Raw genomic sequence first — 12,270 nt, 5'->3', positions numbered from 1 at the left:
GTTATGTTACTATTTAATTTAATAACTAAACAAAAAGAGATTGCAGCAATAGATTATTGGGAAATGGGAATACTAGATTTAAAGATATCCTATTTTGGAGATGAGGTTTCTTTGTGCATAGAAGATTATCATAACAAAGAAAAATACTGGGAAGTTAAGTTTTTAGTATGCGCAAAAGTAGAGTATAGCAATGATGCTTTAGATATTCAGTGGAGAAAAGATCAATACGTTAAAAATATGACTAGAGGAGAATTGCATCATCATGGTCAAGAAATTTCTTTACAAATTTATGAGGAGAATCCTGATTTTGTGAAGTGTATATTTGATATTGGTTTGTTGCAAATGACAATTGTTTGTCGTGATATTCAGATAGAACATCTTGATTTAAAGGATGCACATTTCTTCTGGCAGGATAATGATGTTTTATAGATAAACTGTTCTAAGAGTCAAAGAAAGAGAAGCTAGTTTGTACTACACAACTAAGCATTGAGAACAATTTATAAGGGTGAAATAAGGTGAATGTATATAAACGAATAACAAAATTAGAGAAAATATATTTAATGTTCAAATTCTCTGGTTATTTTTATCTACATATTGATGGAAAAACAGTACAGAGTGAAAAAGATGCTGTACAGATATTAGCGGAAGGTTTTAATATTGATGATCTTCAAGATGGTAATTGGGATGCACTAGCTGATCGTCTTGAGCGTCCTGACTGTATAGTCCCAGATAGCATTAATATTTTTATAAATAATGCAAAATATCTTTTTATCAATGATGAAGTTTCTAAAAATGTTTTTTTAGAGATTTTATCTGACATTGTTTTGTGGTGGGATGAAGGTGTTGAGAGATACATAGTTGGTGGTAGAAGAAAAAAATTTAATGTTTATGTCATTGAATAATGCCACTTCATCGAAGTTTGAACAAGTGCAAGTATATAAAGAGTCTGAGATGAAGTCATAGTAAGACACGGACTAATAGCCCAATCTTTAAATTATTTATATAGGAATGAGATTATGTTAGGTATTGAACTGAGAATAGCTATAAATGAGTTAGTTGTGATAGATAGATTATTGAAATTATTGGATACTAGTCATCAAATAGACCATTCTCACTTTTTCTATAGGAATGTAGACATGGACTATTCAGAGACTATAAATTGGAAGGAATATTTCTCCACTCCCGCAACGGGATATCTGCATTTGAAACGAATATTTTTGGGAGAATATATTGAAGATGCTATCATTATCATTTCAGGAAATGAAGATAAGGTTGACTTCATTATTGAGTTTCAAGCTGAGTCTCTAACGAATAAGGAAATAAAAAATATAAAGAATTTTATACTAGAGTCTGATATGAGTATTTCAGATAAAGATATCGAGGTTTTTTATGAGGAATATTGAAGGTGTAGAAAGCATAATAACGTCTACCTAAGATTTTCTAAATAGAGTATTGAAAATAGATATGAAGCAAAATGATTTGAAAATGAAAATAGCTAAGATTAAAAAGCTATTGCTTGAGAATAATATCCAGATAGAGCAAGGCTTAAGCGATGACGAAGTAAGAAAAATTGAGAAAATATATAATGTAAAATTTCCCCAGCAGTGGTTGGAATTTTATCAAAATATACTGCCTGTTTCAGAACGTTTTTATAACTGGAGAGATTTTTCAGTTGAAAACATAGCAGCTATAAAAGAAAGATTAGCGAGTCCTTATAATGGAATTTTGGAAAATATCGATGAAATAGTTTGGGAGATTTCCTGGGGACTAGAGCCTGATAGAGTAGAAGATAAAAATAAGAAAATAAGAAAAATGCTAGAATCAGCTCCACCTCTAATTCCTTTATACGGGCATCGTTTTCTCCCGATATTTGAAAACAAGGAAATGCCCATTTTATCTGTTGTAGATTTAGATATTATCTATTATGGATTGGATTTGTATGATTATTTTGAGGTTGAATTCGGACATAAGCGACTTGTATCTGACTCAAAAAAATATAAAGAAGTTCCTTTCTGGACAAGTAATTTTTATTGAGCAAGTTTGTTAGGATGGGTTCTAAAATTAAAAAGGTGATTTTAGTCCCTTAATAACTGTTAGAGCTAACGAAGAGGATTATTGATATATGTTAGGTATGTAAGATGGAAAAATGCTTTACTCGAATTATTGGAAAGGTTTAGACTAATGTTTTATCAATTAAAATATGATATGGATCTTGTAGATAAGGTTATTGAAAAAAAGAAATGCTATATTTATGGGGATGGTAATAATATCAATGACATCGAATATGAAAATTATCCTAAAGGTAGATTTCATACAATAATATATTCTGAAAAGAAAGTAGAGTCGTGGCCAAATGTAGAATTCTATTATAATTCATTGGAGATGACAGAGGAAAGTGATTACTTAGGTAATATTGATTCATGGCCTATATTTAGAAAGAATGTAGTAAAAATACTAAAAAAAGAATACCCCAATTTAGAATTTTATCCTGTAAAATTAATTGATGTAGCTACTGGAAGCATCAATACAAATTATTTTGTTTTACATGTTCTCTGTGTAATTGATGCATTTGATATGAAAAATAGTAAATACCGTTATAATGAGAAATACGATGTTTATTTTTTCGAACCCAAAGGAGAAAGAATAGACTCCTTAAAGTGTCAAGGAGTAGATGTTTTTCGCGCTTCGAAAAACTTTACTGTGATATATGTATCAGAGAAATTTCGTCAAATGGTTATGAAACATAAGTGGACTGGTTTTGCATTCTATAGAGTTGCTGAAGATAATGAGGAACAAGAATATATAGAAAAACATGGTATATATGAATAATAGTCAGTTAGGTTCCTACTCCAAAAATGGAGAAGTCCATTGACAGAAAGGAGACCTGCACCCTAAAAGTTAGAATAAAAAATCTAGCTTTCAGGGTGTTTTTATGAAATTTTGAAGTATTACTCTACTCTTTATAATTATCAAAAAATCACATTTACAGAATACATTGGAACATGTCTGTGATCCCAACAAGAGTTCAGCAAAGAAGCTAGTGAGCAGTTGGCTAAGCATAGTGATGAAGTAGCTAAGGGTGCGAAAGAAGCTGCAGAACAAGCTGGCAAGAAAGTTGGCAAGGAGTTCAGCAAGGAAGCTAGTGAACAACTATCTAAGCATGGCGATGATGTGGCAGATGCGGTCAAGGCGGTGGATAAGACCACGGATACGGCAAAAGATGTAGCTAGAAGTGATGATGTTATTTCTAAAAATATACAAGCTTCTGAATTAACTATGACGGAAACAGTCAAAAATCATGCAAATGATGTTATTAAACGTGGCAAATACATAGGTGATAAAGCTAGGCCATTCGTTGATAATGCTGGGACAGATTTAATTATTCAAGAAATTATCGATGGTGGAATCCCTGTAAAAGATAAGTACTTACCAAATGGTTTGCGTTGGGAAGTGGAGGGTACATTTAATGGAAGAAGCAGTGGTATATGGGAATTAGTTGTTGATTTAGATACAAACCAAGTTGTACACTTTAACTTTACTAATAGGTAGGAAAATATGTTTAAAATAATAAAAAAAGAGTATACTCAGCAAGAGGAGTTAATATATAAAATAGATACAAAGGAATTAATAGCTGCTCCAACAATAAATAGCGATATTACTTTTAATTTTATATATTTATTTTTAGGTTTTAATTCAGAAAATATGGAGTCCACTCAATTTTGGGGTTATCATAACGACTTTTCTTGGATAAAAAGAAGTTTGGTTCCTCCTAAATCTGATAAAGGTGTAATTGTTGTTACAGATAATGATATTAATGGGGGGGATAGTTTTCGAATTGACTATGCTCAAAATTGGGAAACATATTATGATGAGCAATCAGGTTGGCTTAAAATTGGTTCTGAAATTTTGAGTGAAGATCTTAGCTATGTTGAATTTTTCAGAAATACTATTGCTGGTATTGATAGGTGTGGCAATATTCAAGAATTTTGGCTTAAACCTAAATTTAAATGATATTAAACTAATTAGTCTTTCCAAGAATATGGATTTTCCTGATACGAATAATTGGTCTTCAATTACAGATTAGTTGATAGATATGAAATATCAGATTAAATTTCCTATTATTGGTTTGGCTGTTTGCCCTACTTTTACTGGCGATTGTAATCAATATCCAGCTGAATCAACCCGAACATATGAGCGCTGACTATGTTGGCCTTTGGAAGTCAAGATGGCATGAGGAAAATAAAGACTGGCTCTATCCTCTGAAAAATATTTGTCTTCTTATTCTGGCAGTTCTAGCTGGTTCTGGTCTCATGATTGCATTTTCCAAGAGTGAAAGATGGAAATAAGCTTTTGAAAATATGGCATCCAGCCCGATGTCTTAACAGACCAGCCTTTAGAAGAGGCGGAGTCTTGGTTGAAGGAATAGATGGTAGAATAGTTTATTGAAAGCAGTCAAAAAGACTGCTTTTCTGCTATAATAAAGAGTAGAACGAGGTGACAGATGATTCGTAAAGTAAAACTAAGTGACGCCGCAGCCATTCAGCAGCTCAATGCTGAGTGCTTGGGTTATGATTTCGATAGGGACGCTACGGAGGCTCAACTGAAGAGGCTGCTAGAGAATGACCAGCATTTGATTTTGGTTGCTGAAGAAGACGGTCAGGTCATAGGCTACGCTCATGCGGCTAGCTACGACTGTCTCTATTTCCCGTCCTTGCTCAATCTCTTGGCTTTGGCCGTCGCTCAGGATTTTCAGGGGCAGGGACATGGCAGAGCGCTGATGCAAGCTTTGCGTGAAGAGGCAAAAGCAGCAGGCTACACAGGAATTCGGATTAATTCAGGCATTTCCCGCTCCGCAGCCCATGAATTTTATCGCAGTCTCGGCTGCAGCGAAAAAGCTGACCAGAAACGATTTTATTGGGAATTTTAGAGAAAAGAGGAGTAGATGATGATCGAACAATTAAGCCAGCAGCATGCTTTAGAAATTGCTAAGGACTGGCATTACGAGGCACCTTATGATTTTTATGATATGAAAAATGACCTAGAGGATTATGAAGAAATAATCTCTCCAGAAGCACGTGGAGACCGTTATTATCAAGTTATGCGCGATGGGAAACTCTATGGATTTTTCTGCTTAGAGCAGAAAGGAGAGCGAAGTTTGGAGCTTGGTTTGGGGATGAGGCCGGAGAACTGCGGAAAAGGCCAGGGCGCAGCATTTCTGCAGGAGATTCTGGACTTTATCATGGAAAATTTTGCGCCCCAAGTCCTAAGTCTATCCGTGGCTGACTTCAATCACCGAGCCCAGCAGCTTTATCTCAACATGGGCTTTGAAATGGTGAGGCGTATTCCGCAGGAAAGCAATGGCGATATTCATCTCTTTGTGGAGATGGAGAAGAAACTTTAACTTACTTATGCTTGCTAGTAGCAAATTTGGATAAGAGTATTAATAAACAAAGGAAAAAACCATGACATTTGAAGAAATTTTACCAGGCCTTAAGGCCAAGAAAAAATATGTGCGTACAGGTTGGGGTGGGGCAGAGAACTACGTTCAGCTCTTTGATACGATTGAGCAGAATGGGGTGGCTCTCGAGGTGACACCTTATTTCCTCATCAATGTTTCAGGTGAAGGGGAGGGTTTCTCCATGTGGAGTCCAACTCCTTGTGATGTGCTCGCGACAGATTGGGTAGAAGTGGATGACTAAGACAGTACTGGTGACGGGAGCTAGCTCTGGCATCGGCCGAGCTCAGGCTCTGACCTTTTTAGAAAATGGCTACCGCGTTTATGGGGTAGATAAGGGTGAAAATCCGGGGTTTCTAAATGAACTACGTTTTTTTAAAATGGATTTGACAGAGGATTTGACACCGCTCTTCACTAGCTTGCCTGAGGTGGACATTCTCTGTAATACGGCCGGTATTTTGGACGATTATCGTCCCTTGCACGAGACTAGTGACGAGGATTGGGAGCAGCTTTTTGCGCTGAATCTGACCGCTACCATGAAAATCACTCGCTTTTACCTGCAGAAAATGCTGGAGAAAAAGTCTGGTATTATCATTAATATGTGCTCGATTGCTAGCTTTCTGGCTGGCGGAGGCGGTGCTGCCTATACAGCCTCTAAGCATGCTCTGGCTGGCCTGACCAAGCAGATAGCCTTGGATTATGCGGATCAAAATATCCAAGTGTTTGGCCTGGCGCCGGGCGCTGTCAAGACAGCTATGACTGCCGCAGATTTTGAGCCAGACGGACTGGCAGACTGGGTTGCTGAGGAGACTCCGATCAAGCGCTGGCTGGACCCTCAGGAAGTAGCTGATGTTAGCCTCTTTTTGGCAAGCGGTAAGGCTACTGCTATGCAGGGCGAGATTATCAAAATCGACGGTGGCTGGAGTTTGAAATAGGAGATCTACTGAGTTTGGGGACATCATCCGTGGTAATCTACTACAAAAGAGAAGATAAATTTAAGATCATAGGATGAAGATTAACAGGTCTTAGCATAAAAATAAATATTTTTTCTAACTTTTATAGATAAAAATAAAAGAATTTCTAGCAGAATTGCTTGAATTGTGATACAATAAAGCGATTTGTGAAAGGAAATGATTGAATGAGTGAAAATGAGTTGAAAAACAACGAGAAAACAGAAAAGAACGGGATGAAACGTGGCTTACAAAATCGGCATGTTCAGATTATAGCCATTGCTGGAACCATCGGCACGGGACTTTTCTTGGGGGCGGGGCGTTCGATTAGTTTGACGGGTCCATCCATTATCTTGATTTACATGCTGACGGGCCTTTTCATGTATCTGATGATGCGGGCGATTGGGGAAATGCTTTATTATGACCCTGACCAGCATACCTTTATCAACTTTATTACCAAATATTTGGGAACTGGCTGGGGGTATTTTTCTGGTTGGTCCTACTGGATTTCTCTGATTTTTATCGGAATGGCTGAGATTACGGCTGTTGCCCAGTATGTGCAGTACTGGTTTCCTGACTGGCCAGCTTGGATGATTCAGCTTGTCTTTCTAGCCCTTCTTAGCTTGGTCAATCTGATAGCGGTTCGAGTCTTCGGCGAGGTCGAATTTTGGTTTGCTATGATAAAGATTGTAGCCATCATTGCTTTGATTGCAACGGCTGTCTTTATGGTATTGACAGGCTTTGAAACGCCTCACGGAGTAGCTAGTCTTGGGAATATTGGTCGCGGTTTTCAGCTTTTCCCTAACGGCTTTGTAAGTTTTATCATGGCTTTCCAGATGGTCTTCTTTGCCTATCAGGCCATTGAATTTATCGGGATTACTACTTCTGAAACGGCTAATCCACGGGCGGTCTTGCCAAAGGCCATCAAAGAGATTCCTTTGCGGATTGTCTTGTTTTACGGGGGCTCTCTCCTTGCTATTATGGCCATCATTCCTTGGGAAAAACTAGCAACGGCTGACTCTCCCTTTGTTATTGTTTTTAAGTTAGCTGGTCTCAAATGGGCGGCGGCCTTGATTAACTTCGTGGTTCTGACCTCAGCGGCCTCCGCACTGAACTCGACCCTCTACTCAACAGGTCGCCATTTGTATCAGATTGCCCACGATACGCCCAATCCTTTTCTTGAGAAAATAGGAGCTGGGAAACTATCTCGGCAAAATGTTCCGCAGAATGCGATTTTGACTTCGGCGGCTGTCATTGCCTTTGCGGCCTTCATCAAGATTCTGCCGGGAGTATCAGATTCCTTTGCTCTAATTACGGCTTCCTCGTCTGGTGTCTACATCGCCATCTATGGTTTGACCATGCTGGCCCACCTCAAATATCGCAAGTCACCAGATTTTATGGCGGATGGTTACCTCATGCCAGCTTACAAGTTTCTCAATCCTTTGACCATGCTCTTCTTTGCCTTTGTCTTTGTCACTCTTTTCATACAAAAGTCAACGGTAGTGGGAGCAATCGGATCAGCTGTCTGGATTATCGTTTTTGGTCTTTACAGCCAGTTCAAATTCCGAAAATAAACAAAGCTTTTTAGGAAGAAGCGTATTTTCTCTCAGTCTAAGAGGCTGAGAGATTTTCTTTTTCTTGTTTCATTGGCTGTTTGGGGTATAGGTATTTGGTCGAGAAAATGATATAATGAAGAAAGAAATAATGTAAAACGAGGCTGAAATGTTAAATATTCAAGAAATTAAGAAAAATGCTGGCGGTTTGCAGTTTGATCAAGACTTTGATTTGGCGCAAGAGCTAAAAGAACGTAATCGTGAAGTGCTAGATATCCAGAAGATCGTGGCTAGAGGTCAGGCCCAGTATGAAAATGGGCTTTATTTTTTGGATTACACCTTGACCTACCAGATTACCCTGGCTTCTAGTCGCAGTATGGCTCCAGTTGATAGGGAGGAAGCCTACACGGTTCATGAAGTCTTTGCTTCCGTCGAAGATGGCTCTGTGCAAAAAGATTTGCTGGAAGATGATTTGGTTCTACCATTTGAGGGAGATGTGATTGATTTGGCAGCAAGTGTGGCGGACAATATTTTACTTCATATTCCGCTAAAAGTTTTGACTCCTGAAGAGGAAGCTGGTGCGAGTATGCCTACGGGAAATGACTGGCAGGTGTTGACGGAGGAAGCCTACCAAAAGCAGCAAATGGAAAAGAAAGAAGCCAACAGTCCTTTTGCCAGCCTTCAAGGTTTATTTGATGAATAAAAGCGTCTAAAATCTAGTAGAATTCTAGAGTATTATCAAGGAAATCTCTTTGAATCTTCTTGAAATATGAGCGCAATTTTGTTACACTAGATAGAAAGACTGTGAAGGAGATATGATGACAGAACGAGGCTTGTTAATTGTTTTTTCTGGCCCCTCAGGCGTTGGAAAAGGAACAGTAAGACGGGAAATTTTTGAGAGTACGGACAATCAGTTTCAGTATTCTGTATCTATGACGACTCGTCCGCAGCGTCCTGGAGAAGTTGATGGTGTTGATTATTTCTTTCGCACTCGTGAGGAGTTTGAGGAGTTGATCCGTCAAGGGCAGATGCTCGAGTATGCAGAGTATGTCGGCAATTATTACGGGACTCCACTCACTTATGTCAATGAGACCTTGGATAAGGGGATAGATGTTTTCTTGGAAATCGAAGTCCAAGGAGCACTCCAAGTCAAGAAAAAAGTGCCCGATGCTGTGTTTATCTTTCTGACTCCGCCAGACTTGGAAGAGCTGAAAGACCGTTTGGTTGGCCGTGGTACAGACAGTGCAGACGTTATTGCTCAGCGGATTGAGAAAGCAAAAGAAGAAATTGCCTTGATGCGTGAGTATGACTATGCTATTGTCAATGACCAAGTGCCTTTGGCAGCTGAACGTGTAAAACGTGTGATTGAAGCCGAGCATTTTCGTGTGGACCGGGTCATCGGTCACTACCAAGACATGCTTCCTAAGGATGAAGCAGTCGTCCGTTAATAAAGTTAGAAATTAGGTAAATAGTTATGATGTTAAAACCGTCTATTGATACCTTGCTAGACAAGGTACCATCAAAATATTCTTTGGTTATTTTAGAAGCTAAGCGTGCCCATGAGCTAGAGGCTGGTGCTAAGCCAACTCAGGATTTCAAGTCAGTGAAATCAACGCTACGCGCTTTGGAAGAAATTGAATCTGGTAATGTTGTGATTCACCCAGATCCAGAAGGAAAACGCGAAGCAGTTCGCCGACGTGCGGAAGAAGAACGTTTGCGTAAAGAAGAAGAAGAACGCAAGATCAAAGAACAAATTGCCAAAGAAAAAGAAGAGGGTGAGAAAATTTAAGGTTGGGGTTACTCAATCTTATTTTTCGTTTAGGGAAAGCGGGGTGAGAGTGTGAAAGTTGCCAAGGTTATTGTCGATGTTCCTCTGATGCAGACGGACAAACCATACAGCTATGCGGTTCCAGAGGAGTTTTCTGGGATGCTAGAAGCTGGGATGCGGGTGCATGTGCCTTTTGGAAAGGGCGGTCGGTTGATTCAGGGGCTGATTGTTGGCTTGGCTGATGAGAAAGCGGAAGATTTGGCTGGTCATATCGGAGAATTGAAAGATATTGCAGAAGTTCTTGACTTTAGGCCGGTTCTCAATGCGGAGCAGCTCTGGCTAGCTGACCAATTGCGCCAGTCTGTCTTTTCCTATAAAATTTCCATTCTGAAGGCCATGTTGCCGAGTCTTCTTAATTCCAGCTATGACAAGTTGCTTTATCCAACGGAGCAGCTTTCAGCTGAGGAGCGGCAGGCCATTTTTGGTCAGGAAGCTAGTCTTCGTTTTTCTGATTTGGACAAGAAAAGTCAGTCCAAGCTCATGCGGTTGACTCAGGCTGGTAAGATTCGCTTGGAATACCAAGCGACGGACCGTAAGCATATCAAAACTGAAACTTGGTATCATGTGAACAGAGAGAAATTGGCTCAGTTCCTGCCTTCTGCCCGAGCGAAAAAGCAGCAGGAGCTTCAGACTTATCTGCTGGAAAATCCGCAATCAGGTCGCCTCAAAGACTTACGCAAACTCTTTTCGCCTGCAGTGGTCAACATTTTCTTAGAAATGGAGCTTCTTCACACAGAGGAGAGAGAGGTCAGCCGGTCTGCAGCGCATTTCCAAAAGGAGCGACAGGATAAAAAGCTGGTTCTCAATGAGGAGCAGGCAGCCGCGGTCACTGCGATTTGTGAAAAAATCGGCCAAGCTGACGCTCAGCCCGTTTTGCTAGAAGGAGTGACGGGGAGTGGCAAGACCGAAGTTTATCTCAAGGTGATTGAGGAGGCTCTAATCCAAGGAAAGACCGCGATTATGCTGGTGCCGGAAATTTCTCTGACTCCTCAGGTGACCGATCGCTTTATTTCGCGCTTTGGTGACAAGGTGGCTATTTTGCATTCAGGCCTATCTGACGGTGAGAAGTACGATGAGTGGCGCAAGGTGGAGCGAGGAGAAGCTCAGGTCGTTATTGGTGCGCGCTCAGCCATCTTTGCTCCACTGACAAATATCGGAGCCATCATCATTGACGAGGAGCATGAGTCTTCCTACAAGCAGGATTCCAATCCTCGCTACCATGCTAGAGAAGTGGCTCTCTTGCGAGCTCGTTACAATCAAGCTGTCTTGGTGCTGGGTTCGGCGACTCCGAGTTTGGAAAGCAGGGCCAGAGCCAGCCGTGGCGTTTATGACTTTTTGCAGTTGACCAAGCGGGCTAATCCGCTGGCGCAGATTCCTCAGGTTCAAGTGGTAGACTTCCGAGATTATATCGGGCAAAATGAAGCTAGCAATTTCACACCAGTCCTGCTAGAAGCTATTCAGGATCGTCTAAATAAAGGCGAGCAGACGGTTCTCATGCTCAACAGGCGAGGCTATTCCAGCTTTGTCATGTGTCGGGAATGCGGCACGGTGGACACCTGCCCCAATTGTGACATTTCCCTGACCCTGCATATGGATACCAAGACTATGAACTGCCACTACTGTGGCTTTACCAAGGACATTCCGCAAGCCTGTCCTAATTGTGCCAGTCGCAGTATTCGCTACTATGGTACGGGGACGCAGAAGGCCTATGATGAGCTGACGACTCTCTTTCCAGAGGCTCGCATTCTGCGCATGGATGTGGATACGACCCGTAAGAAAGGCAGTCATGAAGAAATCCTAGAGGCTTTTAGTCAGGGACAGGCAGACATTCTGCTGGGAACTCAGATGATTGCCAAGGGACTGGATTTTCCTAATGTGACCTTGGTCGGTGTCCTTAATGCAGACACAGCGTTGAATTTGCCAGATTTTCGCTCTTCTGAGCGGACTTTTCAACTGCTGACTCAAGTAGCAGGTCGGGCAGGTCGGGCTGAAAAAGCTGGACAAGTCTTTATCCAGTCTTACAACCCGCATCACTATGCCATTGACTTTGCCAGAAAGCAGGATTACGAAGGCTTCTACGCTTATGAAATGGGAATACGTCGGCAGTTGGGCTATCCTCCTTATTACTATACAGTCGGGCTGACCCTATCACACAAGGATGAGGAAACGGTAGTCAAGAAATCTTATCAAGTTATGGATATTTTACGGAGTGGCTTGTCGGACAAGGTGCAAATTTTGGGTCCCACACCTAAACCCATTGCCCGAACCCACAATCTCTACCACTATCAAATTTTACTGAAGTATCGCTTTGAGGATGATCTGCAAGCTACACTCGATCGGGTCTTGGAACTAACGCAGCAAACGGAAAACAAGGATCTGCGGCTCAGTATTGATAATGAACCCCAGAATTTTATCTGATGGCAAAAGTGAGCGAGAGCTGTCAGCTTTGCTCGCTTTTTTGATATAATAGAAAGAAAAATAGTC

17 protein-coding genes are annotated in these 12,270 nt (G+C 40.6%); all 17 read left to right on the top strand.

All coding sequences use genetic code 11. The annotated features are described in order from the left end of the window. Positions 1-3 precede the first annotated feature (3 nt). The 17 genes from D8872_RS05025 (at position 4) to D8872_RS04945 (ending at position 12,204) form a co-directional block, all read left to right on the top strand. The gene (locus tag D8872_RS05025; protein WP_125390180.1) at positions 4-429 is read left to right on the top strand and encodes a PIM7 family immunity protein; all 426 of its coding nucleotides are present in this window, start codon (positions 4-6) and stop codon (positions 427-429) included. An 86-nt stretch (positions 430-515) separates the two neighbouring features. After that, entirely contained in the window at positions 516-902 is a 387-nt protein-coding gene (locus D8872_RS05020) for a barstar family protein (protein WP_125390179.1), read from the top strand. 114 nt (positions 903-1,016) lie between these two features. Then, the gene (locus D8872_RS05015; RefSeq protein WP_125390178.1) at positions 1,017-1,403 is read left to right on the top strand and encodes a Cdi1I family immunity protein; all 387 of its coding nucleotides are present in this window, start codon (positions 1,017-1,019) and stop codon (positions 1,401-1,403) included. A 61-nt stretch (positions 1,404-1,464) separates the two neighbouring features. After that, positions 1,465-2,034, top strand: a complete 570-nt coding sequence (locus tag D8872_RS05010; RefSeq protein WP_125390177.1) for an SMI1/KNR4 family protein — start codon at positions 1,465-1,467, stop codon at positions 2,032-2,034. Positions 2,035-2,181: 147 nt separating this feature from the next. Beyond that, complete coding sequence (locus tag D8872_RS05005; protein WP_061422405.1) at positions 2,182-2,829, top strand: imm11 family protein; 648 nt, start codon at positions 2,182-2,184, stop codon at positions 2,827-2,829. Positions 2,830-3,048: 219 nt separating this feature from the next. Continuing rightward, positions 3,049-3,549: a hypothetical protein gene (locus D8872_RS05000; protein ID WP_125390176.1), complete on the top strand. Its 501-nt coding sequence runs from the start codon at positions 3,049-3,051 to the stop codon at positions 3,547-3,549. Between the two features lie 6 nt (positions 3,550-3,555). After that, positions 3,556-4,011: a hypothetical protein gene (locus D8872_RS04995; protein ID WP_125390175.1), complete on the top strand. Its 456-nt coding sequence runs from the start codon at positions 3,556-3,558 to the stop codon at positions 4,009-4,011. 89 nt (positions 4,012-4,100) lie between these two features. Then, positions 4,101-4,346: a hypothetical protein gene (locus tag D8872_RS04990; protein ID WP_125390256.1), complete on the top strand. Its 246-nt coding sequence runs from the start codon at positions 4,101-4,103 to the stop codon at positions 4,344-4,346. Positions 4,347-4,501: 155 nt separating this feature from the next. After that, positions 4,502-4,927: a GNAT family N-acetyltransferase gene (locus D8872_RS04985; protein WP_125390174.1), complete on the top strand. Its 426-nt coding sequence runs from the start codon at positions 4,502-4,504 to the stop codon at positions 4,925-4,927. Positions 4,928-4,942: 15 nt separating this feature from the next. Further along, positions 4,943-5,401: a GNAT family N-acetyltransferase gene (locus tag D8872_RS04980; protein WP_125390173.1), complete on the top strand. Its 459-nt coding sequence runs from the start codon at positions 4,943-4,945 to the stop codon at positions 5,399-5,401. Positions 5,402-5,462: 61 nt separating this feature from the next. Further along, positions 5,463-5,699, top strand: a complete 237-nt coding sequence (locus tag D8872_RS04975) for a DUF2829 domain-containing protein (RefSeq protein WP_002899859.1) — start codon at positions 5,463-5,465, stop codon at positions 5,697-5,699. Next, positions 5,692-6,390: a 3-oxoacyl-ACP reductase gene (locus D8872_RS04970; protein ID WP_125390172.1), complete on the top strand. Its 699-nt coding sequence runs from the start codon at positions 5,692-5,694 to the stop codon at positions 6,388-6,390. The genes D8872_RS04975 and D8872_RS04970 overlap by 8 nt, the downstream gene beginning before the upstream one ends. Before the next feature lie 203 nt (positions 6,391-6,593). Next, positions 6,594-7,979 (top strand): amino acid permease, encoded by a 1,386-nt coding sequence (locus D8872_RS04965; RefSeq protein ID WP_185761392.1) that lies wholly within the window; start codon positions 6,594-6,596, stop codon positions 7,977-7,979. Positions 7,980-8,127: 148 nt separating this feature from the next. Then, the gene (locus tag D8872_RS04960) at positions 8,128-8,661 is read left to right on the top strand and encodes a DUF177 domain-containing protein (protein WP_125390171.1); all 534 of its coding nucleotides are present in this window, start codon (positions 8,128-8,130) and stop codon (positions 8,659-8,661) included. 112 nt (positions 8,662-8,773) lie between these two features. Beyond that, on the top strand, positions 8,774-9,406 hold the full coding sequence (gene gmk, locus D8872_RS04955) for a guanylate kinase (protein WP_005590938.1): 633 nt from the start codon (positions 8,774-8,776) through the stop codon (positions 9,404-9,406). Between the two features lie 26 nt (positions 9,407-9,432). Beyond that, entirely contained in the window at positions 9,433-9,747 is a 315-nt protein-coding gene (gene rpoZ / locus D8872_RS04950) for a DNA-directed RNA polymerase subunit omega (RefSeq protein WP_005590937.1), read from the top strand. A 51-nt stretch (positions 9,748-9,798) separates the two neighbouring features. Next, entirely contained in the window at positions 9,799-12,204 is a 2,406-nt protein-coding gene (locus D8872_RS04945; RefSeq protein ID WP_125390170.1) for a primosomal protein N', read from the top strand. Positions 12,205-12,270: the final 66 nt, after the last annotated feature.

This window comes from Streptococcus cristatus (assembly GCF_003943815.1).
GTDB classification, from domain to species: domain Bacteria; phylum Bacillota; class Bacilli; order Lactobacillales; family Streptococcaceae; genus Streptococcus; species Streptococcus cristatus_F.
The sequence above is the reverse complement of the archived record's forward strand: the minus strand, read 5'-3'. Positions and strand labels throughout refer to the sequence as shown.

Coding starts and splice junctions, on each gene's coding strand:
- D8872_RS05005 (WP_061422405.1), top strand. CDS start 2,182: ATGTTTTATCAATTAAAATATGATATGGATCTTGTAGATAAGGTTATT.
- D8872_RS04960 (WP_125390171.1), top strand. CDS start 8,128: ATGTTAAATATTCAAGAAATTAAGAAAAATGCTGGCGGTTTGCAGTTT.
- rpoZ (WP_005590937.1), top strand. CDS start 9,433: ATGATGTTAAAACCGTCTATTGATACCTTGCTAGACAAGGTACCATCA.
- gmk (WP_005590938.1), top strand. CDS start 8,774: ATGATGACAGAACGAGGCTTGTTAATTGTTTTTTCTGGCCCCTCAGGC.
- D8872_RS04995 (WP_125390175.1), top strand. CDS start 3,556: ATGTTTAAAATAATAAAAAAAGAGTATACTCAGCAAGAGGAGTTAATA.
- D8872_RS04970 (WP_125390172.1), top strand. CDS start 5,692: ATGACTAAGACAGTACTGGTGACGGGAGCTAGCTCTGGCATCGGCCGA.
- D8872_RS04980 (WP_125390173.1), top strand. CDS start 4,943: ATGATGATCGAACAATTAAGCCAGCAGCATGCTTTAGAAATTGCTAAG.
- D8872_RS04975 (WP_002899859.1), top strand. CDS start 5,463: ATGACATTTGAAGAAATTTTACCAGGCCTTAAGGCCAAGAAAAAATAT.
- D8872_RS05010 (WP_125390177.1), top strand. CDS start 1,465: ATGAAGCAAAATGATTTGAAAATGAAAATAGCTAAGATTAAAAAGCTA.
- D8872_RS04985 (WP_125390174.1), top strand. CDS start 4,502: ATGATTCGTAAAGTAAAACTAAGTGACGCCGCAGCCATTCAGCAGCTC.
- D8872_RS04965 (WP_185761392.1), top strand. CDS start 6,594: ATGAGTGAAAATGAGTTGAAAAACAACGAGAAAACAGAAAAGAACGGG.
- D8872_RS05015 (WP_125390178.1), top strand. CDS start 1,017: ATGTTAGGTATTGAACTGAGAATAGCTATAAATGAGTTAGTTGTGATA.
- D8872_RS05025 (WP_125390180.1), top strand. CDS start 4: ATGTTACTATTTAATTTAATAACTAAACAAAAAGAGATTGCAGCAATA.